Annotated in this window: 23 protein-coding genes; 12 read left to right on the top strand and 11 right to left on the bottom strand. The window is 69.5% G+C overall.

Going from position 1 to position 23,015, the window contains the following annotated elements:
* Positions 1-65 precede the first annotated feature (65 nt).
* The 3 genes from mctP to OHS70_RS12135 all read right to left on the bottom strand — a co-directional run bounded on the left by mctP (position 66) and on the right by OHS70_RS12135 (position 3,178).
* Entirely contained in the window at positions 66-1,694 is a 1,629-nt protein-coding gene (gene mctP / locus OHS70_RS12145) for a monocarboxylate uptake permease MctP (protein WP_328396636.1), read from the bottom strand.
* A complete protein-coding gene (locus OHS70_RS12140) occupies positions 1,691-1,981 on the bottom strand; it encodes a DUF3311 domain-containing protein (protein ID WP_328396634.1) in 291 nt (96 codons plus the stop codon). Before OHS70_RS12140 ends, mctP begins: the two co-directional genes overlap by 4 nt.
* A gap of 432 nt (positions 1,982-2,413) precedes the next feature.
* On the bottom strand, positions 2,414-3,178 hold the full coding sequence (locus OHS70_RS12135) for a GntR family transcriptional regulator (protein WP_328396632.1): 765 nt from the start codon (positions 3,176-3,178) through the stop codon (positions 2,414-2,416).
* A 294-nt stretch (positions 3,179-3,472) separates the two neighbouring features.
* Here OHS70_RS12135 and OHS70_RS12130 point away from each other — a divergent pair, with 294 nt between their 5' ends.
* From OHS70_RS12130 to OHS70_RS12105, 6 genes are all read left to right on the top strand, one after another.
* Positions 3,473-4,756, top strand: coding sequence for an extracellular solute-binding protein (locus OHS70_RS12130; RefSeq protein WP_328396630.1), 1,284 nt, complete (start codon positions 3,473-3,475; stop codon positions 4,754-4,756).
* Between the two features lie 77 nt (positions 4,757-4,833).
* Entirely contained in the window at positions 4,834-5,838 is a 1,005-nt protein-coding gene (locus OHS70_RS12125; RefSeq protein WP_328396628.1) for a carbohydrate ABC transporter permease, read from the top strand.
* The gene (locus OHS70_RS12120) at positions 5,835-6,701 is read left to right on the top strand and encodes a carbohydrate ABC transporter permease (RefSeq protein WP_328396626.1); all 867 of its coding nucleotides are present in this window, start codon (positions 5,835-5,837) and stop codon (positions 6,699-6,701) included. The genes OHS70_RS12125 and OHS70_RS12120 overlap by 4 nt, the downstream gene beginning before the upstream one ends.
* Before the next feature lie 9 nt (positions 6,702-6,710).
* Positions 6,711-8,249, top strand: a complete 1,539-nt coding sequence (locus OHS70_RS12115; protein WP_328396624.1) for a glycoside hydrolase family 3 protein — start codon at positions 6,711-6,713, stop codon at positions 8,247-8,249.
* A gap of 79 nt (positions 8,250-8,328) precedes the next feature.
* Positions 8,329-9,399, top strand: a complete 1,071-nt coding sequence (locus tag OHS70_RS12110) for an SIS domain-containing protein (RefSeq protein WP_328396622.1) — start codon at positions 8,329-8,331, stop codon at positions 9,397-9,399.
* Between the two features lie 349 nt (positions 9,400-9,748).
* The gene (locus OHS70_RS12105; RefSeq protein WP_328396620.1) at positions 9,749-11,230 is read left to right on the top strand and encodes a histidine kinase N-terminal domain-containing protein; all 1,482 of its coding nucleotides are present in this window, start codon (positions 9,749-9,751) and stop codon (positions 11,228-11,230) included.
* Positions 11,231-11,397: 167 nt separating this feature from the next.
* Here the strand turns inward: OHS70_RS12105 and OHS70_RS12100 are convergent, their stop codons facing one another.
* Together OHS70_RS12100 and OHS70_RS12095 are read right to left on the bottom strand one after the other, a co-directional pair.
* A complete protein-coding gene (locus OHS70_RS12100; RefSeq protein ID WP_003953983.1) occupies positions 11,398-11,655 on the bottom strand; it encodes a WhiB family transcriptional regulator in 258 nt (85 codons plus the stop codon).
* A gap of 317 nt (positions 11,656-11,972) precedes the next feature.
* Positions 11,973-12,941 carry a diacylglycerol/lipid kinase family protein gene (locus OHS70_RS12095; RefSeq protein WP_328396618.1) on the bottom strand — a complete coding sequence of 323 codons (969 nt, stop codon included), beginning with the start codon at positions 12,939-12,941 and terminating at the stop codon, positions 11,973-11,975.
* 81 nt (positions 12,942-13,022) lie between these two features.
* On the opposite strand from OHS70_RS12095, the gene OHS70_RS12090 reads away from it, so the two are divergent.
* Entirely contained in the window at positions 13,023-13,430 is a 408-nt protein-coding gene (locus OHS70_RS12090; RefSeq protein WP_328396616.1) for a hypothetical protein, read from the top strand.
* Between the two features lie 48 nt (positions 13,431-13,478).
* On the opposite strand, the gene OHS70_RS12085 is transcribed toward OHS70_RS12090, so the two are convergent.
* From OHS70_RS12085 to OHS70_RS12075, 3 genes are all read right to left on the bottom strand, one after another.
* Positions 13,479-14,609, bottom strand: coding sequence for an RNA polymerase sigma factor SigF (locus OHS70_RS12085; RefSeq protein ID WP_443062741.1), 1,131 nt, complete (start codon positions 14,607-14,609; stop codon positions 13,479-13,481).
* A complete protein-coding gene (locus OHS70_RS12080; RefSeq protein WP_328396614.1) occupies positions 14,498-14,911 on the bottom strand; it encodes an anti-sigma regulatory factor in 414 nt (137 codons plus the stop codon). Before OHS70_RS12080 ends, OHS70_RS12085 begins: the two co-directional genes overlap by 112 nt.
* A gap of 242 nt (positions 14,912-15,153) precedes the next feature.
* Positions 15,154-15,414, bottom strand: a complete 261-nt coding sequence (locus OHS70_RS12075) for a UBP-type zinc finger domain-containing protein (RefSeq protein WP_328396612.1) — start codon at positions 15,412-15,414, stop codon at positions 15,154-15,156.
* A gap of 49 nt (positions 15,415-15,463) precedes the next feature.
* Between OHS70_RS12075 and OHS70_RS12070 the strand changes: the two genes are divergently transcribed.
* Positions 15,464-17,059 (top strand): Na+/H+ antiporter, encoded by a 1,596-nt coding sequence (locus OHS70_RS12070; RefSeq protein ID WP_328396610.1) that lies wholly within the window; start codon positions 15,464-15,466, stop codon positions 17,057-17,059.
* A 39-nt stretch (positions 17,060-17,098) separates the two neighbouring features.
* Here OHS70_RS12070 and OHS70_RS12065 read toward each other — a convergent pair whose 3' ends face one another.
* Complete coding sequence (locus OHS70_RS12065; RefSeq protein ID WP_328396608.1) at positions 17,099-18,028, bottom strand: 1-aminocyclopropane-1-carboxylate deaminase/D-cysteine desulfhydrase; 930 nt, start codon at positions 18,026-18,028, stop codon at positions 17,099-17,101.
* Positions 18,029-18,223: 195 nt separating this feature from the next.
* Here OHS70_RS12065 and OHS70_RS12060 point away from each other — a divergent pair, with 195 nt between their 5' ends.
* From OHS70_RS12060 to OHS70_RS12045, 4 genes are all read left to right on the top strand, one after another.
* Positions 18,224-19,642 (top strand): family 2B encapsulin nanocompartment shell protein, encoded by a 1,419-nt coding sequence (locus OHS70_RS12060; RefSeq protein ID WP_328396606.1) that lies wholly within the window; start codon positions 18,224-18,226, stop codon positions 19,640-19,642.
* Positions 19,643-19,735: 93 nt separating this feature from the next.
* Positions 19,736-20,773 (top strand): family 2 encapsulin nanocompartment cargo protein polyprenyl transferase, encoded by a 1,038-nt coding sequence (locus tag OHS70_RS12055; protein ID WP_328396604.1) that lies wholly within the window; start codon positions 19,736-19,738, stop codon positions 20,771-20,773.
* Positions 20,774-20,874: 101 nt separating this feature from the next.
* Positions 20,875-21,087: a hypothetical protein gene (locus OHS70_RS12050; protein ID WP_328396602.1), complete on the top strand. Its 213-nt coding sequence runs from the start codon at positions 20,875-20,877 to the stop codon at positions 21,085-21,087.
* Between the two features lie 53 nt (positions 21,088-21,140).
* A complete protein-coding gene (locus OHS70_RS12045; RefSeq protein ID WP_328396600.1) occupies positions 21,141-21,584 on the top strand; it encodes a DUF6304 family protein in 444 nt (147 codons plus the stop codon).
* A gap of 15 nt (positions 21,585-21,599) precedes the next feature.
* Here the strand turns inward: OHS70_RS12045 and OHS70_RS12040 are convergent, their stop codons facing one another.
* Together OHS70_RS12040 and snpA are read right to left on the bottom strand one after the other, a co-directional pair.
* Entirely contained in the window at positions 21,600-22,055 is a 456-nt protein-coding gene (locus OHS70_RS12040) for a group II truncated hemoglobin (RefSeq protein ID WP_328396598.1), read from the bottom strand.
* Between the two features lie 152 nt (positions 22,056-22,207).
* On the bottom strand, positions 22,208-22,864 hold the full coding sequence (snpA, locus tag OHS70_RS12035) for a snapalysin (protein ID WP_328396596.1): 657 nt from the start codon (positions 22,862-22,864) through the stop codon (positions 22,208-22,210).
* Positions 22,865-23,015: the final 151 nt, after the last annotated feature.

Here is a 23,015-nt window from a genome sequence, read left to right as displayed (position 1 = left end):
CTCGTCGTTGACGAGAGCGGGCCGCCGGTTTCCCGGCGGCCCGCTGCTCGTTGGCGGTCGGTCGGTCAGTGACCGGCGCCCGCTGTGGCCGGCGGGAGTTCGGCCTGGACGCCCGGGTCACCCGCGTCCGCCGTGTAGTCGGACGGGCTGGTCTCGTCGACGCCGTCGGGGGCCTTGGCCGCCCGCAGGACGAAGGTGAGGACCACGGTGACGACGACGTTCAGCACGAACGCGGTGAGGCCGATGTAGCCGATCTCACCGATGCCGGGGATGACATCGGACGAGCCGCCGAAGTGCTTCTGGGCCGGGGTCGCGACGCCGTACGCGGTCCAGGTGCCGTAGACCATGCCGACCGCCCAGCCGGCGATCAGCGCCCAGCGGTGGAACCAGCGGGTGAACAGACCGCCGACCAGGGCCGGGAAGGTCTGCAGGATCCATATGCCGCCCAGCAGCTGGAAGTTGATCGCGACGGTCTTGTCCATGGTCAGGACGAAGACCAGCGCGCCGACCTTCACCAGCAGCGAGACCAGCTTGGAGACCTTGGTCTCCTGCGCCGGGGTCGCATCGGGCTTGATGAAGTCCTTGTAGATGTTCCTGGTGAAAAGGTTGGCCGCGGCGATCGACATGATCGCCGCCGGTACGAGCGCGCCGATGCCGATGGCCGCGAAGGCCACACCGGCGAACCAGTCGGGGAACATGTCCTCGAACAGCTGCGGAATCGCCAGCTGGCCGTTGGCCACCTTCACACCGGCGGCGATGGCCATGAAGCCGAGCAGCGCGAGCAGGCCCAGCATCAGGGAGTACAGCGGCAGGATCGTGGTGTTGCGGCGGATCACCTCGCGGCTGCGCGAGGACAGGGTCGCGGTGATCGAGTGCGGGTACATGAAGAGCGCGAGCGCCGAGCCGAGCGCCAGCGTGGCGTAACCCCACTGGCCCAGGTCGCCCGGTACCAGTGCACCGGTCGGCTTGCCGGTCGACTCGTTGATGGTCGCGAACTTCTCGCCGGCACTGGCGAAGATCTCGTCGAAGCCGCCCAGCTTGATCGGGATGTAGATGATCGCCACCGCGATGACGATGTAGATCAGGGTGTCCTTGACGAAGGCGATGAGCGCGGGTGCACGCAGTCCGGAGGAGTACGTGTAGGCCGCGAGCACGCCGAACGCGATCAGCAGCGGCAGGTCCTTGACGAACCAGTTGGTGGTCTCGCCGCCGCCGACGCCCATGACGTCGAGCACCGCCTGGATACCGACGAGCTGCAGTGCGATGTACGGCATCGTCGCCAGAATGCCCGTGACGGCGACCGCAAGCGAGAGACCCTTCGAACCGAAGCGCCCGCGTACGAAGTCCGAGGTCGTCACATAGCCGTGCTTGTGCGACACCGACCACAGCCGCGGCAGGAAGGTGAAGATCAGCGGGTAGACGAGGATCGTGTACGGCACGGCGAAGAAGCCGGCCGCGCCGGCCGCGTAGATGGCCGCCGGGACGGCGACGAAGGTGTAGGCGGTGTACAGGTCGCCGCCGAGCAGGAACCAGGTCACCCAGGTGCCGAACGACCGGCCACCCAGGCCCCATTCGTCGAGGCTGTGCTCGTTCTCGGCCTTGCGCCAGCGCGAGGCCAGAAAGCCCATGACCGTGACGGCCACGAAGAAGAAGATGAAGACGCCGAGTGCGACGCCGTTCACGTCGTTCTTCACTGCGACGCACCTCCCTTGCGGGCGCGCTGGTCACGCTGCCACAGCTGGTACGCGACCATCGTCAGCGCGGTCGACAGCAGGACCCAGAACATCTGGTACCAGTAGAAGAACGGCATGCCGATGAACGTCGGCTCGACCTTCGCGTAGGAGCTCACCCAGAGCATGGCCACGAAGGGCGCGAGGAGGCAGAGGGCAATGACCACCCGCACCGGTGTGACGGCGGGTTGCCTTGCTTCGGGCGCTTGTGGCGGTTCGGGCGCATCGGGCGCCTCGGGCACTGCGGACATCGTTGTCTCCGTCCCCTTGCTGATCAGCTGTACCTGTAACGCGCAGGGAAATGTAGGCGAGGGTTTTGAAGCGAGTCACCCCCTGTCCGTATATCGGTACGGCAACGACTGTGTCCAGGCTCCGGGCACGGAGGGGGAAACGCGACATAGCGCCGCAACGTTTGTTGCGGCGCCATGCGGTTGACGGCGGATCAGGCAGCTGCCGGGCCGGCCGGACCCCCGGCAGGGGTGTGTGGCCGGGCCGGCGTTCAGTCCTTCGGCCGCTGCAACCTCGCCACGCTGTGCTGTTCCGGGGGGCGACCCCCGGACCCCCGGCAGGGGTGTGTGGCCGGGCCGGCGTTCAGTCCTTCGGCCGCTGCAACCTCGCCACGCTGTGCTGTTCCGGGGGGCGACCCCCGGACCCCCGGCAGGGGTGTGTGGCCGGGCCCGCGTTCAGTCCTTCGGCCGCTGCAACCTCGCCACGAACTTGTAGCGGTCGCCGCGGTAGACCGAGCGCACCCACTCCACCGGCTCGCCCTGCGCGTCCAGCGAGTGGCGCGACAGCATCAGCATCGGCAGGCCCACGTCCGTGCCGAGCAGGCCGGCTTCGCGCGGGGTGGCCAGGGAGGTCTCGATCGTCTCCTCGGCCTCGGCCAGATGGACGTCGTACACCTCCGCCAGTGCCGTGTAGAGCGAGGTGTACTTCACCAGGCTGCGGCGCAGCGCCGGGAAGCGCTTTGCCGACAGATGCGTCGTCTCGATGGCCATCGGCTCGCCGCTGGCCAGGCGCAGCCGCTCGATCCGCAGCACGCGTCCGCCGGTCGAGATGTCCAGCAGGCCGGCCAGCGTGTCGTCGGCCGTGACATATCCGATGTCCAGCAGCTGGGACGTGGGTTCCAGCCCCTGGGCGCGCATGTCCTCCGTGTACGAGGTGAGCTGCAGCGCCTGCGAGACCTTGGGCTTGGCCACGAAGGTGCCCTTGCCCTGGATACGTTCCAGCCGGCCCTCGACGACCAGTTCCTGGAGCGCTTGGCGCACCGTGGTGCGCGAGGTGTCGAACTCGGCCGCCAGCGTGCGCTCGGGCGGCACCGGCGTGCCGGGCGGCAGCGTTTCGGTCATGTCGAGCAAGTGGCGCTTGAGCCGGTAGTACTTGGGTACACGCGCGGTCCGTGTCTGGGCACCGCTCTCGTTCTCGGTGCTGCCCCCGTCCGTGGTCATGGCCCGCCTTCCCGCCTGCTGCGCTCCTGCCGTCACCGGCTCCTCCGTCTGTAGCGGCTCACATGGTGGCATGGACCGGTCGCAGGTCGTCGCCCTCCCTCAGGTGTCGGTCCGATAACGGACACGACAGCCCTTCTTATACACCCTTGACACCCCTAAAGGTCTAGGCCAAGCTCCGGGTACTGGTCTAAACCACTAAAGACCAAGTCCCAGCCCCACGAGCAGTACTCGGCGTATTTCTCCGTAGGTCTTCGCGGTGGGCGGGGAGTTGCAGAATTCCCTGAGGAGGGTGGCGTGAAGCGCAAGCTCATCGCGGCGATCGGTGTCGCGGGCATGATGGTCAGCATTGCCGCGTGTGGCTCCGACAGCGACAAGCCGGGGGACAAGGCCGGTGCCGAGGTCAAGGAGATCACGGTCTGGCTGACGGTCGACGCCCAGAACAACTGGCCCGAGCTCGTCAAGGCCGCGGATGACGCCGTGGTCAAGAAGCACCCCGGCCTCAAGGTCAAGCACGAGTACTACGGCTGGCCGGACAAGAACGCCAAGCTCGACGCCGTACTCGCCACGGACAAGGCTCCGGACGTGGTCGAGATGGGCAACACCGAGATGCTCGGCTACACGGTCAAGGGCGCCTTCGCCGAGATCGACCCCGCCAAGTTCGACCAGTCCGACGCCTGGCTGGACGGCCTCAAGGAGTCGGTCACGTACAACGGCAAGACCTACGGCGTTCCGTACTACGCCGGTGGCCGCGTGGGCAACTGGCGCAAGGACGTCGCCGCCGAGGCCGGCGTGAAGGCCACGCCGAAGACGTACGCGGAGCTGACCGCCGCCCTCGACAAGATCCAGAAGAAGAAGGGCAAGAAGTTCAGCGCCTGGTACCAGCCGTCGCCGGACTGGTACGCGGCCATGTCCTTCGTCTACGACGCGGGCGGCGCCATCGCCAAGAAGGAAGGCGACCAGTGGAAGTCGACGCTCTCGTCCCCTGAGTCCATCAAGGGCCTCAAGGAGTACAAGAACGTCCTGGACAAGTACATGAAGGCCGACAAGACCAAGGACGAGTCGGACCGCTACATCGTGTACGGCCAGGGCAACGCCGGCATGATCTTCGGCGCGGCCTGGGAAGGCGCCACCTCCGAGACCCCGGAGAACGACAAGACCGGCAAGCTCAAGGGCAACCTCGAGAACTTCGTGATGCCCGGCCCGTCCGGCAAGAACATGCCCGTCTTCCTCGGCGGCTCGGACCTGGCCATCCCGGTCAAGTCCAAGGCGCAGGGCGTCGCGGCCGAGTGGATCAACGCCTTCACCGGCGCCCAGGGCCAGAAGGGTCTGCTCGCCAAGGGCAACCTGCCCAACAACAAGACGGACCTCGCGACCCTGAAGAACGACCCGAAGACGGTCGTCCCCGCCACCGCGGCCGAGTCCAGCTGGTTCGTCCCGATGGCGCCGGGCTGGGGTCAGGTCGAGAAGGCCCAGACCCTCAAGACGATGCTCCAGGAGATCGGCACCGGCAAGAAGACGGTCGAGGAGGCCGCCAAGGCCGCGGACGCCGCGATCGACAAGGTCATCAACACCAAGTGACCGTCCCGGCAGGGCCCCGTCGGCCAACGACGGGGCCCTGCTCCCGTACAAGGAGAGGGACCGCTGAGGAGCGCCCGATGAGTGCCGCAGAGACAACCACTGCCAAGGTGCCGCCGACGCGGCGATCGACAGCCCCCAGCGCCGGCGCCGGGACCGGGGGAGCCGGCAGGCCAGGGAAACAGCGAGGCATCGGCGGCGGAGCCGCACTGCCGTGGACGCTGCTCGCGCCCTGTCTGCTCGTGCTCCTGCTGGTCCTCGGCTATCCGCTGGTCCGGCTGGTGACCCTCTCCTTCCAGAACTTCGGCCAGCCGCAGCTGTGGGGCTTCCAGGAGCCGGAGTGGGCCGGCCTCGCCAACTTCACGAAGATCCTCGGGGACGGGGAGTTCTGGGCCGTCGTGATCCGCACGGTGGTCTTCGCCGCCGGTGCGGTGATCCTCACCATGGTCCTCGGCATGCTGATAGCCCTGCTGCTGCAGCGGGTGTCCGGCTGGGTGAAGACCCTCATCAACATCGCGCTGGTGGCGAGCTGGGGCATGCCCATCATCGTTGCCACCGCGATCTTCAAGTGGCTCTTCGACACCGACTACGGGGTCCTCAACTGGCTGCTGAGCCGGCTGCCCGGGGTCGACATGAGCGGGCACAACTGGTTCGCCAGCGGTCCGCAGGGCCTCGCCGTGATCATGCTGCTGGTCGTCTGGGGCGCCGTGCCCTTCATCGTCATCACCCTCAGCGCCGGACTCACCCAGGTCCCCAAGGAGCTCGAAGAGGCCGCCCGGCTCGACGGCGCCGGTTCCTGGGGCGTGTTCCGCTACGTCACGCTGCCGGTCCTCAAGCCGATCATCGTGATGCTCACGACGCTCTCGCTGATCTGGGACATGGGCGTCTTCCCGCAGGTGTTCGTGATGCGCAACGGCCATCCCGAGGCGGAGTTCCAGCTCCTGACGACGTACTCGTACGACAAGGCCTTCGTGGTCAACGACTACGGCGGCGGCTCGGCGATCGCGCTCGTCACCGTGATCCTGCTGCTCGGGGTGGTCGCCGTCTACATGCGCCAGATGCTCAAGATCGGAGAGGTGGAGTGACCACGAACGCCGCGGCACCCGCTGCCGTACGCAGCCCCAAGGGGCCGAGGAGGAGCAGGGCGGGCTGGAATCTGCTCGGTCTGCTGGTCTTCGCCACCGCCGGTTTCCCGGTCTACTGGATGCTCAACACGGCCTTCAAGCCGGCCAGGGACGCCATCGACCCGAACCCGCACTTCTTCCCCAGGGTGTTCACCCTGGGCAACTTCTCGCGGGCCTTCGACATCGCCGACTTCTGGGGCCCGGTCTGGCGCAGCATGGTCGTCTCGCTCGCCGTGGTGGCCATCGGAATCGTGGTCGGCATGCTGGCCGCGCTCGCCATCTCGCGGTTCGCCTTCCGCGGCCGCAAGATCGTGATCGTCGGGATCCTCGCGGTGCAGATGGTCCCGCTGGTCGCCATGATCATCCCGGTCTTCCTGCTGCTGAACGACCTCGGCCAGTACGACAAGCTCACCGGCCTGATCATCACGTACCTGACCTTCATCCTCCCCTTCACGGTGTGGACGCTGCGCGGATTCATCGTCAACATCCCCAAGGAGCTGGAGGAGGCGGCGATGGTCGACGGCTGTACCCGCACCGGCGCCTTCGTCCGCGTGGTCTTCCCGCTGCTCGCCCCGGGCATGGTGGCCACCTCCGTGTACGGATTCATCCAGGCCTGGAACGAATACCTCTACGCGCTGATGCTGATGAGCCAGCAGAACCAGACCGCCACGGTGTGGCTCGGCAACTTCAGCACCAAGCACGGCACCGAGTACGCACCGATGATGGCCGGAGCCACGATGATGGCCGTCCCCATCGTGATCCTCTTCCTCCTCGTCCAGCGCAAGATGGCAGCGGGCCTGACGGCCGGCGCAGTGAAGGGATGACGCCGCCTCATGACGACTGTTCTGCGTTCTTCCGGCACCCTCACCCGTGACGCTCTGACCGTCCTGCAGCCCGGCTTCACCGGCACCACCGCGCCGGACTGGCTGCTGCGCCGGATCGGTGAAGGGCTCTCCGCCGTCGGCCTGTTCGGCCGCAACATCGTCGGCGCCGAGCAGCTCGCCGCGCTCACCGCGCAGCTGCGGGCCGAGCGGGACGACGTACTGGTCGCGATCGACGAGGAGGGCGGTGACGTCACCCGGCTCGAGGTGCGCACCGGCTCCTCCTTCCCCGGCAACTACGCGCTGGGGTGCGTCGACGATGTGGAGCTCACCCGGGCCGTGGCCCGTGAGCTCGGCCGCCGGCTCGCCGCGTGCGGGGTCGACCTCAACTGGGCGCCTTCGGCTGACATCAATTCGAATCCGGACAACCCGGTCATCGGGGTCCGTTCGTTCGGCGCCGGCACCGAACTCGCCGCCCGGCACACCGTCGCGTACATCGAGGGCCTCCAGGCCGCCGGAGTCGCCGCGTGCACCAAGCACTTCCCCGGACACGGCGACACGAACGTGGATTCGCACCACGCGATGCCCCGAATCGATGTGGATCTGGCCACGTTGCACGCCCGTGAGCTGCTGCCTTTCCGAGCGGCCATCGCAGCGGGTTCCAAAGCAGTGATGAGCGCGCATATTCTGCTACCCGCGCTCGACCCGCACCGCCCCGCGACCCTGAGCCCGCAGATCCTCACCGGTCTGCTGCGCGAAGAGCTGGGCTACGAGGGCCTGATCGTCACCGACGGCATGGAGATGCAGGCCATCTCGTCGACGTACGGCATCGAGCGCGGCTCCGTCCTCGCGATCGCAGCCGGGGCCGACGCCATCTGCGTCGGTGGCGGCCTGGCCGACGAGGAGACCGTACTGCGCCTGCGTGATGCGCTGGTCGGCGCGGTACGGGACGGCGACCTGCCCGAGGAGCGGCTGGCCGACGCTGCGGCGCGAGTGCGTGCACTCGCCGACTGGACGCGTCGGATCAGGGGGGCTTCGGCAGAGCCGGGCGCGGCGTTCGAGGAGGGGACCGCGCCCGGCTCCGACATCGGGCTGGTCGCCGCGCGCCGGGCCGTGCGGGTGACGGCCGGCGAACTGCCCTACGCCCCGGTCACCGGCGCCCCGTATGTCGCCGCGTTCACGCCCGTCGCCAACATCGCCGTCGGCGACGAGACTCCGTGGGGTGTGGCCGCCGAGCTGGCCGCGCTGCTGCCGGGCACCGGGACCGGCACCTACGGCGCTCGGACCGAGGCGTCCGACGTGGTGACAGACGTGCTGAAGGGTGCGGCGGACCGTAGGATCGTCGCTGTGGTGCGCGACGTTCACCGCCACCCCTGGATGGCGCAGGCCCTGGACGCCCTGCTCGCGGCCCGTCCCGACACGGTCGTCGTCGAAATGGGTCTGAACCGGGCCGAACCGAGGGGTGCCCCGCACATCGCCACCCACGGCGCAGCCCGCGTCTGCGGACGCGCCGCCGCCGAGGTCATCACCGGCCGGGAGGCCGGGATCTGACCGACGCGGACCGTGCTGTGCCGGGCGATGCCGGGAAGCCCCCGGCGCCCGGCACCTGGACCGCCTGGAGGCACCCAGCATGTCCGCCGCGATGCCGTCCGAGCACACGGAGCACCCGGGCCGGATCATGTCCGGCGAGATGGCGCAGCAGCCCGCGGTCCTGCGGCGCATCCTCGAGGAGGGTGCGCCCAGGATCCGTGAGGTCGCCGATGCGATCGCGGCGAGGCGCCCGCGGTTCGTGCTGCTGACCGCACGCGGTACGTCCGACCACGCAGCGCTGTACGGGAAGTACCTGCTGGAGATCCGGCTCGGGCTGCCGTGCGGGCTGACGTCCATGTCCACGACCACGGCGTACGGCGCGCGGCCCGACCTGACCGACGTGCTGGTCATCGCCGTCAGCCAGTCCGGTGGCTCGCCGGACCTCGTGGCGTCGACCAAGGCGGCCCGGCAGGCCGGGGCGGTCACGCTCGCGGTGACCAACAACCAGGATTCCCCGCTGGCGGCGGTCTCCGAGTTCCACATCGACATTCTGGCCGGGCCGGAGAAGGCGCTGCCGGCCACCAAGACGTACACCGCCTCGCTGCTGGCGCTCTATCTCTTCGTGGAGGGCCTGCGCGAGGGCGACGGCTTCGCGGCCAAGATGCTGCCGGAGCTTGCGGCACGGACTCTGGACCGCCGGGACGAGGTGCGCCGGCTGGCAGCGCGCTACCGCTTCGCCGAGCGGATGGTCATCACCTCGCGGGGCTATGGCTACCCGACGGCGAAGGAAGCCGCGCTGAAGCTCATGGAGACGAGCTACATTCCGGCCCTGGCCTACTCCGGCGCGGATCTGATGCACGGCCCGCTGGCCATGGTGGACAACATCTCCCCGGTGATCGCGGTCGTCCCGGACGGCAAGGGCGGCGAGGCCCTGCAGCCGGTCCTGGACCGCCTTCGCGGCCGCGGCGCGGATCTTGTGGTGGTGGGCCCCGCCCGCCAGGTGGAAGCGGCGCCGGAGGGCTTCGTGCTGCCGACCGAGAGCGTCCCCGAAGAGCTCCAGCCGATCCTGGAGATCCTGCCGATGCAACTGCTGGCCTACGAGGTCACCATCGCCCGCGGCCACGATCCGGACGCGCCGAGGGCCCTGGCGAAGGTCACGGAGACGCACTGACGCGGTGCCTTTCCCGGCGCGTCGACGCGCGCCCGGGCACAGAACACCCGCGGGCCGCGGCGCCGGGACGGGACCCTCGACCCGTCCGGCACCGCAGCCCGGAGTTCCCGGCCGGCGGGTGTGCGGTCCCGCAGGCCTTGTGGAGGTCCCGGCGCAGTCAGGGCAGAGAGCGCCAAGTACCTCGGTCCACCCTCCTGTGCGGGGAAGGTGGAGGCTCTATCAAGGATTGTGGACTAGACCATTCGGGGCTGTCCATCCATCTGCAGAGCATAGTTGCCTGCCCATCCTCCAGTACGGGCGGACGGATGAACAGGTTCACCCCACAGGTACGCTCGCAGATGTGCCCTCCATGAACGACCTCGTCCGCCAGCACACCGCCCTCACCGAGTCCGACCTCGAGTGGCTCCATCTGCTGGTGTCGGAGTGGCAGCTGCTCTCCGACCTCTCCTTCGCCGACCTCGTCCTGTGGGTCCCCACCCGCGACGGCGCCCGCTATGTCTCCGTCGCCCAGATGCGGCCCAACACCGGCCCGACCTCCTACCAGGACGACATGGTCGGCCATCTCGTGCCGCGCGGTCGGCGTCCACTGCTGGACGCCGCGCTCGACGAGGGCCGGATCGTGCGCGAGGGCGACCCGGAGTGGCGTGAGGAGGTCCCCGTGCGGGTCGAGTCCATCCCCGTGCGCCGCGAAGGCCGCGTCCTCGGCGTCATCGCCCGCAACACGAACCTGCTGACCGTGCGGACCCCCTCACGCCTGGAGCTCACCTACCTCCAGTCCGCCTCGGACCTTGCCCAGATGATCGCGGCCGGCTCCTTCCCGTTCCCGGGGCAGCAGGTCGACATGGACGCCTCCCCGCGCGTCGGTGACGGGCTCATCCGGCTCGACGCCGACGGCGTCGTCCAGTACGCCAGCCCCAACGGGCTCTCCGCCTACCACCGCCTGGGGCTCGCTTCCGACCTGGTCGGACAGCATCTCGGTCAGATCACCGCCGAACTCGCTCCCTCTCGCGGCCCGGTGGACGAGGCCCTGGTCAAACTCGCCAGCGGCTACGCGCCCCGCGAGACAGAGGTGGAGGCCAATGGCGGAGTGATCCAGCTGCGGGCCATCCCGCTCAAGCCGAAGGGCGTCCGGATCGGTTCCCTGATCCTGCTGCGCGACGTCACCGAACTGCGCCGCCGCGAGCGGGAGTTGATCACCAAGGACGCCACCATCCGGGAGATCCACCACCGGGTGAAGAACAACCTCCAGACGGTCGCGGCGCTGTTGCGCCTGCAGGCCCGCCGGATGGATTCCGTGCGCGGCCGCGAAGCGCTCAACGAGGCCGTTCGTCGCGTCGGATCGATCGCGATCGTTCATGAGACGCTGTCCCAGAACCTGGACGAGCGCGTCGAGTTCGACGAGATCGCCGACCGGGTGATCGCGATGGTCGCGGAGATCTCCCCGGGCAAGGTCGACTGCCGCCGCACCGGCCGCTTCGGCATCCTCGACGCCGAGATCGCCACCCCGCTGTCGATGGTGCTGACCGAGGTGCTGCAGAACGCCCTCGAACACGCCTTTGCGCAGGGGGAACACGGCTCGGTCGAGGTCGCCGCAGTCCGCAGCGGCCGGCACGTCGAGTCCGGCCGGCTGCTGATCACGGTCCAGGACGACGGCCGCGGTCTGCCCGAGAACTTCGACCCCCAGCGGGCGGGCAATCTGGGTCTGCAGATCGTAAGGACCCTGGTGGAGGGGGAGTTGGGCGGATCCTTCGACATGGTCCCGGTCCAGGGGCCCGGACGTGGCACCCGGGTCGTGCTCGACATCCCCGTACCCGGCAAGAACACGAGATAGCCGCGGCACAGCGAAGAGCCCCGGACCGTTTCACACGGTCCGGGGCTCGAAGCTCACGTTGCTCGCATGTGCGAGATGCGCATTGTGGGTACTGCGCGCTGCGGCTCGGGGGCGGTGAGTGCGTACTCGCTGTACGCGCCGCCGGCTGAGGCTCGTAGCAGGGGGCGTCAGGCGCTGGCGTTACGTGCCCGGTTGCGAGCGGCGCGGCGCTTCATTGCGCGACGCTCGTCCTCGCTGAGGCCACCCCAGACGCCGGAGTCCTGGCCGGACTCGAGCGCCCACTGCAGGCACTGCTCCATGACGGGGCAGCGACGGCAGACGGCCTTGGCTTCCTCGATCTGCAGCAGCGCAGGACCGGTGTTGCCGATGGGGAAGAAGAGCTCGGGGTCTTCCTCGCGGCAAACGGCGTTGTGACGCCAGTCCATGGCTGCTACCTCTCCTTGATATTACGTGCGGGTTGCTTGTGAATGTGAACGCTTTCACGAATCCCCCCGTAAGCGAAGGGCCGACTTCCGGTTACCCGGTGTGGTCCTGGGATTCGTGGAGGGGTTCCGGCGGTCTGTGGGGCCGATGTTGCGGGCCGTCCCGATCGCCATGTAGAGATTCGCAAACCTCGGCGGCGGATACAACCCCTTCCGGAAAGTTTTTTTTGATTCCTCGGTGTCGACTAGGTCACAGCCGTACTTCTATGGGGTGGAGGCCAGCCCATACGTTCGAGATAAAGGCCGTCCGGGCCTTCCGCTCACACAATCACACGCAGTGCACGGCGTACGCCTGTGAACGTCACGCTGGTGCGCACTCCGAGGTGGTCACCGTCCATCTGGAAGGGCAGTGGAGCCTTTGAATGCAAGGTGAAGTCGGTGAGGTCGTGCAGTGTGACCGCGTGCTTTCCGCGTGGGCCGCGCTCGGGGCTGGAGGTGAGCAGCTGGGTCGCGTACCGGGCCACGGCGGGCCCCGACATCCTCGACAGTCCGAGGACGTCCAGCCCTGTCTCGAAGGAGGCCCGGGGGGACGCGTACACCGGACGATTGCCCAGGTAGGTCCACGGCGAGGTGTTACAGACTATGGACAGCACCAGGTCGGTCACCGGGTCGGTACCGGGGCTCTCCAGCGTGATCGTTCCGTGCCGGCGGTGCGGCTCGTCGACGAACTGGCGCAGCGCCTGGCGCACGTACAGGGCGTGCGTGGAGCGCTTGCCGCGCTCACGGTGCTGTTCGACGCGGCCGACGACACCGGCGTCGAAGCCGAACCCGGCGCAGAAGGTGAACCAGCGCGGCGGCACCCCCTCGTCCTCTGTGCCCGGGGTGCCGGCGGCGAGGCCCAGCCCGACCGTCCGCTCGGTCCGGTCGCGCAGCGCGTCCAGAATGGCGCCCGTCGCCTCGACGGCGTCGTTGGGCAGTCCGAGTGCGCGGGCGAAGACATTCGTGGAGCCGCCGGGGACCACGGCGAGCCGGGGCAGGCGTTCGGGGTCGGGGCCGTCGTGCAGCAGACCGTTCACGACCTCGTTGACGGTGCCGTCGCCACCCAGGGCCACGACCAGGTCGATCTCGCCGGACTCGGCGGCCCGCCGGCCCAGGTCGCGGGCGTGGCCGCGGTACTCGGTGGTGACGGCCTCGATCTTCATCTCGCTGGCGAGCGCGTGGATCAGCACGTCCCGGGTGCGGGCACTGGTGGTGGTTGCTGCCGGATTGACCACGAGGAGTGCGCGCATGCGATGCAGAGTACCTACTGAGGGGTACCCGGCCCAGCCCCGGGCTCCGGTCCCGGGCCGCTCCCCGGCTACCCTGCTCGGGTGAGTGATGAGCAGACCCCCCGCCCCGTCCGCCTGACCGCCGCTGCCGCGGTGTGCGCCGCGGAGGGCCTGGCGCTTGTGGCCGGCGGCCTCTACATGCTCGTCATGGGTCTGCTGGGCCGTCCCGACAGCCCCACCCAGGCGGAGACCGGCGGTCTGACCCTGATCGCTCTCGGTGTGATTCCGCTCGCCGCGGCCCGCGGCCTGCTGCGCCGCCGCGGCTGGAGCAGGGGACCGGCGATCATCACGCAGCTGATCGCCCTGATCCCGGCCTGGACCCTGCTGCGCGCCTCGGGTGCGCTGATCCCGCTGGGTGTCGTCGTGGCGGCGGTCGCGCTGACCGGCCTGGTTCTGCTGGTCAACCCGACGACGGCACGGGCGCTGGGCATCGGCGGCACCGACGCGTAGCGCCCGCCCGACCCGCCGGGCCGAACGGGCGCCGAAAGGCGCGGGGGCCTACTCCTCCACCAGCAGCTTCTCGCGGAGCTGGGCCAGCGTGCGGGCCAGCAGCCGCGAGACATGCATCTGGGAGATGCCCACCTCCTGCGCGATCTGCGACTGGGTCATGTTGCCGAAGAAACGCAGCAGCAGGATCCGCTTCTCCCGCGGCGGCAGGTCCTCGAGCAGCGGCTTGAGCGACTCGCGGTACTCGACGCCCTCCAGGGCCTCGTCCTCGGCACCCAGGGTGTCCGCCACGGCCGGCGACTCGTCGTCCGTGTCCGGTACGTCCAGGGACAGCGTGGAGTACGCGTTCGCCGACTCCAGGCCCTCCAGGACCTCTTCCTCCGAGATGCCCAGGCGGTGGGCCAGCTCGTGCACCGTGGGCGAGCGGCCGTGCTGCTGGGACAGCTCCGCCGTCGCCGTCGTCAGCGCGAGCCGCAGTTCCTGCAGACGCCGCGGGACCCGGACCGCCCACCCCTTGTCGCGGAAGTGGCGCTTGATCTCGCCCACGACCGTCGGGGTCGCGTACGTCGAGAACTCCACCCCGCGGTCCGGGTCGAAGCGATCCACCGACTTGATCAGGCCGATGGTCGCGACCTGGGTCAGATCGTCGAGCGGCTCGCCGCGGTTGCGGAACCGCCGCGCCAGGTGCTCGACCAGCGGCAGATGCATCCGCACGAGCTGATTGCGCAGCTCCGCACGCTCGGGCGACCCGTCGGGCAGTTTGCGCAGCTCGAAGAACATCGCCCGCGCCCCGCTGCGATCATGGAGAGCGTGCTGTTGCGGTGGCGCCTGCAGTGGCTCCTGCGGTTGCTGTTCGTGCTGTTGCGGTGGCCCCTGCAGTGGCTCCTGCGGTTGCTGCTCGTGCTGCTCGCTCATCCGGTCTACCTGCTCCGCCGCGCTCGTCTGCCCGTCAGGTTCGTCCACCACCGGGTGCGGCCGTGCCTGCTGGTCCGGGATGCCGGTCGACGCGCTCAGCACCCGGGGGCCTCGCTCCTCGTCCTGCGCCATCGGACCGTCCCCGTTTCCCTCGCTCACGCCGGCCCGGGTCCCGCGCCGCGCTGCTTGTACAGGCTGATGGAGACCGTACGGTCGTCGGCGACCGACGAGTCGACCTTGCCGGCCAGTGCGGAAAGCACCGTCCAGGCGAACGTGTCACGCTCCGGTGCCCGGCCGTCGGTCGTCGGTGCCGAGACCGTCACCTCCAGTGAGTCGTCGACGAGCCGGAACACACAGCTCAGGACGGACCCGGGCAGAGCCTGCTGCAGCAGGATCGCGCATGCCTCGTCGACCGCGATCCGCAGATCCTCGATCTCGTCGAGGGTGAAGTCCAATCGTGCTGCGAGGCCTGCGGTGGCCGTACGCAACACGGACAGGTAGGCACCCGCAGCGGGCAGCCGGACTTCCACGAAGTCCTGGGTCCCGGGCTCGCCTGCGATCTGGGACACCCTCACCTCCAAGGTGGCACAAGCTCTTTCGGGGCCACGGGAGAAAGATCCCGGAGCCTTGCGGTACGTAGTCGATACGTAGCCGGTACTGGCCCGGCGACGCTATCGCGATCCATGGTGCCGTGTCGCCGGGACCCCTGCCGATGGCTGTCACTCATGGTAAGCCCATGAGTACGGACAGTGGCTAGAGGTCTGCGCCGCCCAAATAAGCGGATCCAGCGGATGGTTGACGTACCCAGACGTCAGACGATCGAACCGTCGACAAAGCACCACCGCCAGGTCTGTCCCGGCTCGAAACTGCGCATGACCGCATGGGCCGTCTCCTGGAAGTGCCCACTCGCATGCCGCAGCGGCGACGAGTCGCAGCATGCCACATGCCCGCAGACCAGACAGATCCGCAGCTGAACGGGGTGGCTGCCGACCGCCTCGCACTGGGTGCAGGAGCTGGACAGCGGCACGGGCTCGGGGCGCGGCAGTTCTGCTACGTGCGTGCACTCGCTCATGATTGCCAGATTACGACGCAGCTGACGGACCGGACACGAGGTCGGTGACATGGACGTTTTGCATTTGGTGGGACTGATCGCGGTGAGCGCCGCGGTCGCGGGTGCCGCACGCAGGGCACCCGTACCGGCGCCGCTGCTGCTCGTCACGGCCGGCCTGATCGCCTCGTACGTGCCCGGTGTGCCGGACTACGTCCTCGATCCGCACATCGTGCTGCCGCTGGTGCTGCCGCCACTGCTGCACACCGCGGCGCTCGACAGCTCCTATCTCGATCTGCGCGCCAACGCCCGCCCGATCGCGCTGCTGTCGGTCGGCTACACCCTTTTCGCGACAGTCACGGTCGGTTACTTCGCTTATCTGCTGGTGCCCGATCTGCCGCTGGCCGCCGCGCTGGTGCTCGGTGCCGTCGTCGCACCGCCGGACGCGGTCGCCGCGACAGCCATCGCGCGCCGGCTCGGTCTGCCCCACCGGATCACCACGATCCTGCAGGGCGAATCCCTCGTGAACGACGCCACCGCGATCACCGCGTACAAGGTGGCCCTGGCCGCCGCGGTCGGCGCGGGCGCGGGCTGGGCCGACGGTGTCCGTGAGTTCGCGCTGGCCGCGCTCGGGGGCATCGTTGTCGGGCTGGCCCTGATGGTGCCGATCCACTGGCTGCGCACGCACCTCACGGAGCCACTGCTGCAGAACACGCTCTCCCTGCTGATCCCGTTCGCCGCCTACGCCCTCGCGGAACAGGTCCATGCCTCCGGAGTCCTCGCGGTGGTCGTCGTCGCGCTGTACCTCGGCCATCACGACTGGCAGGTCGACTTCGCGACCCGGCTCCAGGAGGGAGCGGTGTGGAAGGTGGTCGCGTTCATCCTGGAGTCGTCGGTCTTCGCCCTGATCGGGCTGCAGCTCTCGTTCGTCGTGTCCGGGCTCGGCGCGTACGGGGTCGTCGAGTCCCTCACGTACGCGGTCGGGGTCTTCGCCGCTGTGGTCGTCATGCGCTTCGTGTGGGTGTTTCCGGCGACGTTCCTGCCGCGCATGCTGTCCGCGCGGATCAGGGAACGCGAACCGGACACCAACTGGACCGCGCCGCTGATCGTCGGCTGGGCCGGCATGCGGGGTGTGGTGTCCCTGGCGATCGCGTTCTCGATCCCGATGGTGACGGAGGACGGCGAGCCCTTCCCGGCCCGCAACCTTGTCCTCTTCCTCACCTTCACCACGGTGATCGGCACGCTGGTGGTCCAGGGCCTGACCCTGCCGCCGCTGATCCGCGTGCTGAAGCTGCCCGCCCGTGACGTGTACGCCGAGACGCTGGCCGAGGCGCAGGCGCAGAGCCAGGCGTCCGCGGCCGCCGAGCAACAACTCGAGCAACTGCTGGCGGACCCGGGCAACCGGCTGCCGCAGCCGCTCGCCGACCGGCTGCGCTCCGTGCTGGAGCGGCGACGCAACTCGGTGTGGGAGAGGCTCGGTTCGGTGAACGAGGAGACCGGCGAGTCGGCGGACGACACGTACCGGCGCCTGGCCCGGGAGATGATCGCCGCCGAGCGGGACGTGTTCGTGGAGCTGCGCAACCTCAGGGAGATCGACGACGAGATGATGCGTACGCTGCTGCGCCGCCTGGATCTTGAGGAGGCGGCCGCGTACCGGGAAGGGGCCTGACCCACCGGGCCGTGCCGGACACGGGTGGCCCGGCGCGTGTCATCGGGCCTCCGGCCGTCCACCGCCGTCCTCATGGCCGGTGATCACGGCCACGACCGTCGTACCGCGGGCGAACGCGCCCTCCTCGGCGAGCGTCGTCAGGCCCAGCAGCATCTTGGCGACGTAGACGCGTTCCACCGGCAGCCGGTGGCGGGACTCGAAGTCGGCCGCGAACGCGTCGAGTTCAGGGGTCGTACGGGCATAGCCGCCGCAGTGGAAGCGCTCGTCCAGCGACCAGTGGCCGGCCGGGCCGCCGAAGGCCTCGGTCTGCAGTGAGCGGACCGCCGCGGTGAGGAAGCCGCCCTTGAGTACCGGGAAGCCCAGCGCCCGCCCGCCTTCGCCCAGTCCGGCGGCCAGGCCGGCGAGGGTGCCGCCGGTGCCGCAGGCCACCCCGACGACATCCGCGAGAGAGTGCAGCTCGCGGCCGAGTTCGGCGCAGCCGCGCGCGGCGAGGGCGTTGCTGCCGCCCTCGGGGACGACGTACGCGTCACCGGCCTCCGCCCGTCGCAGGATCGCGGCGAGCACCTGGGGGTCGTCCTTGGCGCGGTATGCCGCGCGGTCGGCGAACACCAGGCGCATACCGTCGCGGGCGCACCGCGCCAGGGACGGGTTGAGCGGGCGTGCGGCCAGTTCGTCGCCGCGTACGACACCGATCGTGGGGAAGCCCAGCAGCCGGCCCGCCGCGGCCGTCGCGCGCAGATGGTTGGAGTACGCACCGCCGAACGTGACTACCGGGCGGCCCGCCGCAGCCCGCAGGTTGAGGGCCAGCTTGCGCCACTTGTTGCCGGGGAGGTCGGGGTGGATCAGATCGTCCCGTTTGAGCAGGAGCCGTACGCCGTGCCGGGCGAAGCGCTCGTCCTCGGCCGGCTGCAGCGGCGACGGCAGCCGCGGCCGCAGTACGGCGGTGAGGTCGAGCGCTTCCCTGGTCACCCGTCCATTGTCGGGTCACGTGTGCCGGGCCGCCTCAGGCACTCCGTGACGTGCAGACCGTGTGCGAGGCGGTCCGGACCTGCCCCGATGCGGCGCGTCCAGTCCCACTCATTTGTGTAATGGCGCACGCACGCTCCGCACTGGAAGGCTTGCTGTCGCAGGTCAGAACCATGATCGTGAGCGAGAGGGACACACATGACGGTTGGTTCGATCGGTTCCGCAGGCCCCGAGGTCCGCGAGCAGACGCCCCAGCAGAGTCTCGGCACCGCAGCCGCACGGAACCTCGCGACCACCACCAAGTCGGCCCCGCAGATGCAGGAGATCACCTCACGGTGGCTGCTGCGGATGCTGCCATGGGTCCAGGTGCAGGGCGGTACGTACCGGGTGAACCGCCGGCTCAGCTATTCGGTCGGCGACGGCCGGGTCACGTTCGTGCAGACCGGGGACCGGGTCGCCGTCATCCCCGCCGAGCTCGGCGAGCTGCCGGCACTGCGGGACTACGGCGACGAGGCGGTGCTCACCGAGCTGGCGCAGCGCTGCGAGCAGCGGGAGTTCGCGGCCGGAGAGGTGCTGGCCGCGGTCGGGGAGGCCGCGGACCGGATCTATCTGCTGGCCCATGGCCGCGTGGAGCAGATCGGCGAAGGGCCGTACGGCGACGAGGCGGTGCTCGGCGTCCTCGCCGACGGTGCCTACTTCGGCGAGGAGACGCTCGTGGACCGCGGCGCGGTCTGGCAGTACACCGTCCGCGCCGCGACGGCATGCACCGTGCTGGTGCTGACCAGGGACGACGTGGTCAACCTCGCCGACCGCGCGGTGTCGCTGCGCACCCATCTGGCAGGCATCGCCGCCCTGCCCGAGCAGCGCACGAACAAGTACGGCGAGGCGGAGATCGACCTGTCGGCCGGCCATGTCGGCGAGGCCGTCGTCCCGCACACGTACGTGGACTACGACGCATCGCCGCGCGAGTACGAACTGAGCGTCGCGCAGACCGTGCTGAAGGTGCACAGCCGGGTCGCCGACCTCTACAACCAGCCGATGAACCAGACCGAGCAGCAGCTGCGGCTCACGGTCGAGGCGCTGCGCGAGCGCCAGGAGCACGAGCTGATCAACAACCGGGAGTTCGGTCTGCTGCACAACTGCGACTACGGGCAGCGGCTGCAGCCGCACGACGGAGCGCCGAGCCCGGACGACATGGACGAGCTCCTGTCGCGGCGGCGCGGGTCGAAGCTGTTCCTCGCACATCCGCGGGCCATCGCGGCCTTCGGCCGCGAGTGCAACAAGCGCGGTCTGGTCCCAGAGAGCGTGGAGGTGGCCGGGCACCATGTGCCGGCCTGGCGCGGGGTGCCGATCTTCCCGTGCAACAAGATCCCGGTCTCCGACGCCCGGACCACCTCCATCATCTGCATGCGTACGGGCGAGGAGGACCAGGGCGTCGTCGGCCTCCGCCAGAGCGGCATTCCGGACGAGATCGAGCCCAGCCTGTCGGTGCGATTCATGGGCATCGACGAGCAGGCGATCATCTCGTACCTGGTCACGGCCTACTACTCGGCGGCCGTGCTGGTCCCCGACGCCCTCGGCGTCCTGGAGAACGTGGAGGTCAGCCGCTGGCGGTGACCGGCGCAGCAGGGGCGCGGCGCCCTGTCGCGCCCCGTGCCCGCCGCCCTCGCACACGACCCGGCACGCCACCCCTGCGAAAGGATCGCCCAGTTGACCATCTCGGACACCACTCAGGGCCGTGAGGCCGGCGTCCTGCTGGAGCGCACCCGAACCGCCGTCACTCCTCAACTACGATCCACCATCGAGACATTGCCCGGCGCCGTACGCCGGGTGGCGCTGTACCACTTCGGCTGGGAGCAGGCCGACGGCACACCGGGCCCCGGTTCGGCGGGCAAGGCGGTCAGACCCGCGATGGTCCTTGCCGCGTGCCGTGCGCTGGGCGGTGATCCGCAGCAGGCCGTGGCGGCGGCCGCCGCCGTGGAGCTGGCGCACAACTTCACCCTGCTGCACGACGACGTCATCGACGAGGACCCCACCCGAAGACACCGCCCCACCGCCTGGACGGTCTTCGGCATCCCGGACGCCATCGTCGCCGGGGACGCCATGTTCGCCCTCGCGCTGCGGCTGCTCGCCGAGGACTCCCACCCTGCCTCGCCCGCGGCGTCGCAGCGGCTCGCGGCCTGCGTCATCGAGCTGTGCGCGGGGCAGCAGGCCGACTGCTCCTTCGAGGAGCGGGGGCCGCACGAGGTCTCGCTGGAGGAGTGCCTCGCCATGGCGACGGCGAAGACGGGGGCGCTCCTCGGCTGCGCCTGTGCACTCGGCGCGCTGTACGCGGGAGCGGGGCCGGAGGCGGTCGCGGCCATGGACGCGTTCGGGCGGGAGGCCGGTCTCGCCTTCCAGCTCATCGACGACCTGATCGGGATCTGGGGCGACCCGGAGCGTACGGGCAAACCGGCCGGGGCGGATCTCGCGGCCCGCAAGAAGTCACTGCCCGTGGTCGCGGCCCTGGCGTCCGGTACGCCGGCCGGAGCCGAGCTTGCGGAGCTGTACCGGGGGCCGATGACCCCGTCCGCCGTGCGCCGTGCCGCGGACGCGGTCGACGCGGCGGGCGGCCGTGACTGGGCACAGCTGCATGCCGCCGAGCGCATGTCCAGGGCCGTCGACGAACTCGCCCATGCGGTGCCGGACCTCACCGCGGCAGGCGATCTGCTGGCCTTGGCGGAGTTCGTCACCCGGCGCACCCGCTGAGACGGCCAGGCCGCAGGGGTCCGCCGGTCCCCGTTCCCGATGGCCAGGACAGCCGGCGGCTCAGGCTGTCCGAGACGCCCATACCGTCTTATCCTTGACTTATGGGTAGCGAAGGACACCATGCCGACCGCCGCCCGCAGGAGGAACCTGTGTGCCAGGCCTGTGGGCAGCCTGTCAGCACGGTCATCAAGCGACACAAGATGTTCGGGGCGTTCGTCCCCGCCTGGGAGCCGGGCCCGTGCCGTAATCCCGAGTGCGTGCTCTGCACCGACAAGCAGAGGGACGAGCCAGGAGAAGAGGTCGCCGCCTCCTGAAAGTGGGAGGCCGGATGCACCGCGGAGGCAGCCGTACCGCTACAGTCCGCGCCATGTCATCGGAGTCGACTGAAGTGTGGGCGGGCTGGTACCGCGACCGGCAGGGCGCGGAAGCGTTCACCATAGCCGCGAGAGGCGGCCAACTGCACACATGTATAAGGGGTGTTGAGTACGAGGGGGCGACGTTCGCGGCGATGCACGCGGTCGGTACCGACCGCGTGCTGTCGTCGTGCGTCCTCGAATGGGACATGCCGTTGCCCGTGCACGCCGACGGCGCAGTGCAACAGGCAACGCTCAGTTGTCTGTTGACGCTGGGGGAGCCGACCGGGCCCGGTGCCCCGCTGAACCGTGCGGATCTCAATCTGACGTTGCACTACGACGGTACGGCCTATGAGTCCGGGGGAGCGGAAGGCGACTTCGAGGACGTACTGAACCGCATCCGGCAGCAGCTGCCGCCCGGAGCCGGGCTCGGCCACCGGGAGCCGGCCGGCGCCTGAGCCCCGCCGGCCTGGTCAGCGCAGCCCGTCCCAGCTCCAGCGCGGGGTGGGACCGGGTTCGCCGAGATCCGTGCCGGGCGGGTCGGCCGACACATCGCGGGCGATCTTCGTCCCCCAGTCGAAGTACTCCACCACCCGGCGGCGCAGCAGCTCGTCGTCGGGCAGCTCCTTCGCCACCGCGTCACTCATCAGCTCCATCCAGCGCAGCCGCTGCTCCTCGGTGATGTGCAGTCCGAGATGAGCGTTCAGCAGAGCCTGGTGACCGCCCAGCTCGTCGGTGAAGCGGGTGGGTCCCTCGAAGACCTCGGCCAGCCAGACGGCGACACGCTCGACATGGGTGGGGGTGAAGTCGGCGAAGACGGGGGCGAGCAGCGGGTCGGCGAGCACGGCTTCATAGAACGTGTTGCTCAGGCGGCGCAGCGCGTCCGCGCCGCCCACGGCCTCGTACAGCGTGGTGGGCTTGTCGCTCATGCTTCCCAGCATTTCCCGGATCGCTGGGACGGCCAAGCTTTTCCGCTCTGGGCGCATGGACCGGAAGGGCGAAATCCGGGCGAGTCCGGGGAAGGGCGCCCCGCTGTGTGCTGCGGGGCGCCCTCGCCTGTGACTTCCGGGTCGGGTCCCCGTCAGGAGACGCGGGCGACGGCAGCCGCGAGACCGTTGGCCCACAGCTGGTTCACGCGAGCGCGCTCCTGCGTGTTCGGTACGGCGTTCTGGCAGGACGTTCCCGGGCCGCCGCCTGACATCAGCTCGCTGCACGGCCCGGAGTAGTGGTCCGGCAGACCGAGCACATGGCCGGTCTCGTGGGCAGTGACGCGGGTGGAGTTGTACTGCTGGTTCTGCCGGTAGTCGAGGAATATGTAGCCGCGGCCGTGCCCGTCGGTGCTCGCGTACGAACCGCGCGGGTCGTTGCCCTCGTAGTACCGGAAGTCGGGGCTGCTGCCCTCCTGCAGTCGCACATTGCCGACCGAGCTGTTCCAGATCTGGGTGCTGCGTGCTATCTGGGTCCGGAAGCTCGGGGCGTTGCTCGCGCTGTAGACGACGGTGACGGCCTGGGCGCCCGGATTCGCGGCGCGCTTCCTGGACACCGACGCGACGACCGCGTCGAAGAACGCCTGGGTGGCCTTGGCGTCCTCGGCGGAGCCTTCGTAGGCTGCGTACGAGGAAGAGGCGGCGGCCGCAGGGGAGTTGGCCGTCGTGGCAGCGGTGGCGGGCACGGCGCCCAGGGTGGCGGCGAGGCCGAGACCGAGGGCGACGGCGAGTAACGATCTGGGGTGACGCATGGGGGGCTCCTGCTCGTCCGATGAAACGATTGGGTAGAGCAGAGTGTCCGGGAGTCGAACCCCCGTGCGGATGATGCCAATCGGCGATAACCCAGCCGCATCGCCTGCCTTCCGCGGGTCACCCGGCATTCCTCCGGCGGGCTGTCACGAT

The organism is Streptomyces sp. NBC_00390, assembly GCF_036057275.1.
In the GTDB taxonomy this organism is placed as follows: domain Bacteria; phylum Actinomycetota; class Actinomycetes; order Streptomycetales; family Streptomycetaceae; genus Streptomyces.
This window is presented reverse-complemented; position numbering and strand designations above follow the sequence as displayed.

Bases quoted from the DNA above. Each gene is read 5' to 3' on its own strand.
- OHS70_RS12140 (WP_328396634.1), bottom strand. From the start codon at position 1,981: ATGTCCGCAGTGCCCGAGGCGCCCGATGCGCCCGAACCGCCACAAGCG.
- OHS70_RS12135 (WP_328396632.1), bottom strand. From the start codon at position 3,178: ATGACCACGGACGGGGGCAGCACCGAGAACGAGAGCGGTGCCCAGACA.
- OHS70_RS12125 (WP_328396628.1), top strand. From the start codon at position 4,834: ATGAGTGCCGCAGAGACAACCACTGCCAAGGTGCCGCCGACGCGGCGA.
- OHS70_RS12115 (WP_328396624.1), top strand. From the start codon at position 6,711: ATGACGACTGTTCTGCGTTCTTCCGGCACCCTCACCCGTGACGCTCTG.
- OHS70_RS12110 (WP_328396622.1), top strand. From the start codon at position 8,329: ATGTCCGCCGCGATGCCGTCCGAGCACACGGAGCACCCGGGCCGGATC.
- OHS70_RS12105 (WP_328396620.1), top strand. From the start codon at position 9,749: ATGAACGACCTCGTCCGCCAGCACACCGCCCTCACCGAGTCCGACCTC.
- OHS70_RS12100 (WP_003953983.1), bottom strand. From the start codon at position 11,655: ATGGACTGGCGTCACAACGCCGTTTGCCGCGAGGAAGACCCCGAGCTC.
- OHS70_RS12095 (WP_328396618.1), bottom strand. From the start codon at position 12,941: ATGCGCGCACTCCTCGTGGTCAATCCGGCAGCAACCACCACCAGTGCC.
- OHS70_RS12075 (WP_328396612.1), bottom strand. From the start codon at position 15,414: ATGAGCGAGTGCACGCACGTAGCAGAACTGCCGCGCCCCGAGCCCGTG.
- OHS70_RS12070 (WP_328396610.1), top strand. From the start codon at position 15,464: ATGGACGTTTTGCATTTGGTGGGACTGATCGCGGTGAGCGCCGCGGTC.
- OHS70_RS12060 (WP_328396606.1), top strand. From the start codon at position 18,224: ATGACGGTTGGTTCGATCGGTTCCGCAGGCCCCGAGGTCCGCGAGCAG.
- OHS70_RS12050 (WP_328396602.1), top strand. From the start codon at position 20,875: ATGGGTAGCGAAGGACACCATGCCGACCGCCGCCCGCAGGAGGAACCT.
- OHS70_RS12045 (WP_328396600.1), top strand. From the start codon at position 21,141: ATGTCATCGGAGTCGACTGAAGTGTGGGCGGGCTGGTACCGCGACCGG.
- OHS70_RS12040 (WP_328396598.1), bottom strand. From the start codon at position 22,055: ATGAGCGACAAGCCCACCACGCTGTACGAGGCCGTGGGCGGCGCGGAC.
- snpA (WP_328396596.1), bottom strand. From the start codon at position 22,864: ATGCGTCACCCCAGATCGTTACTCGCCGTCGCCCTCGGTCTCGGCCTC.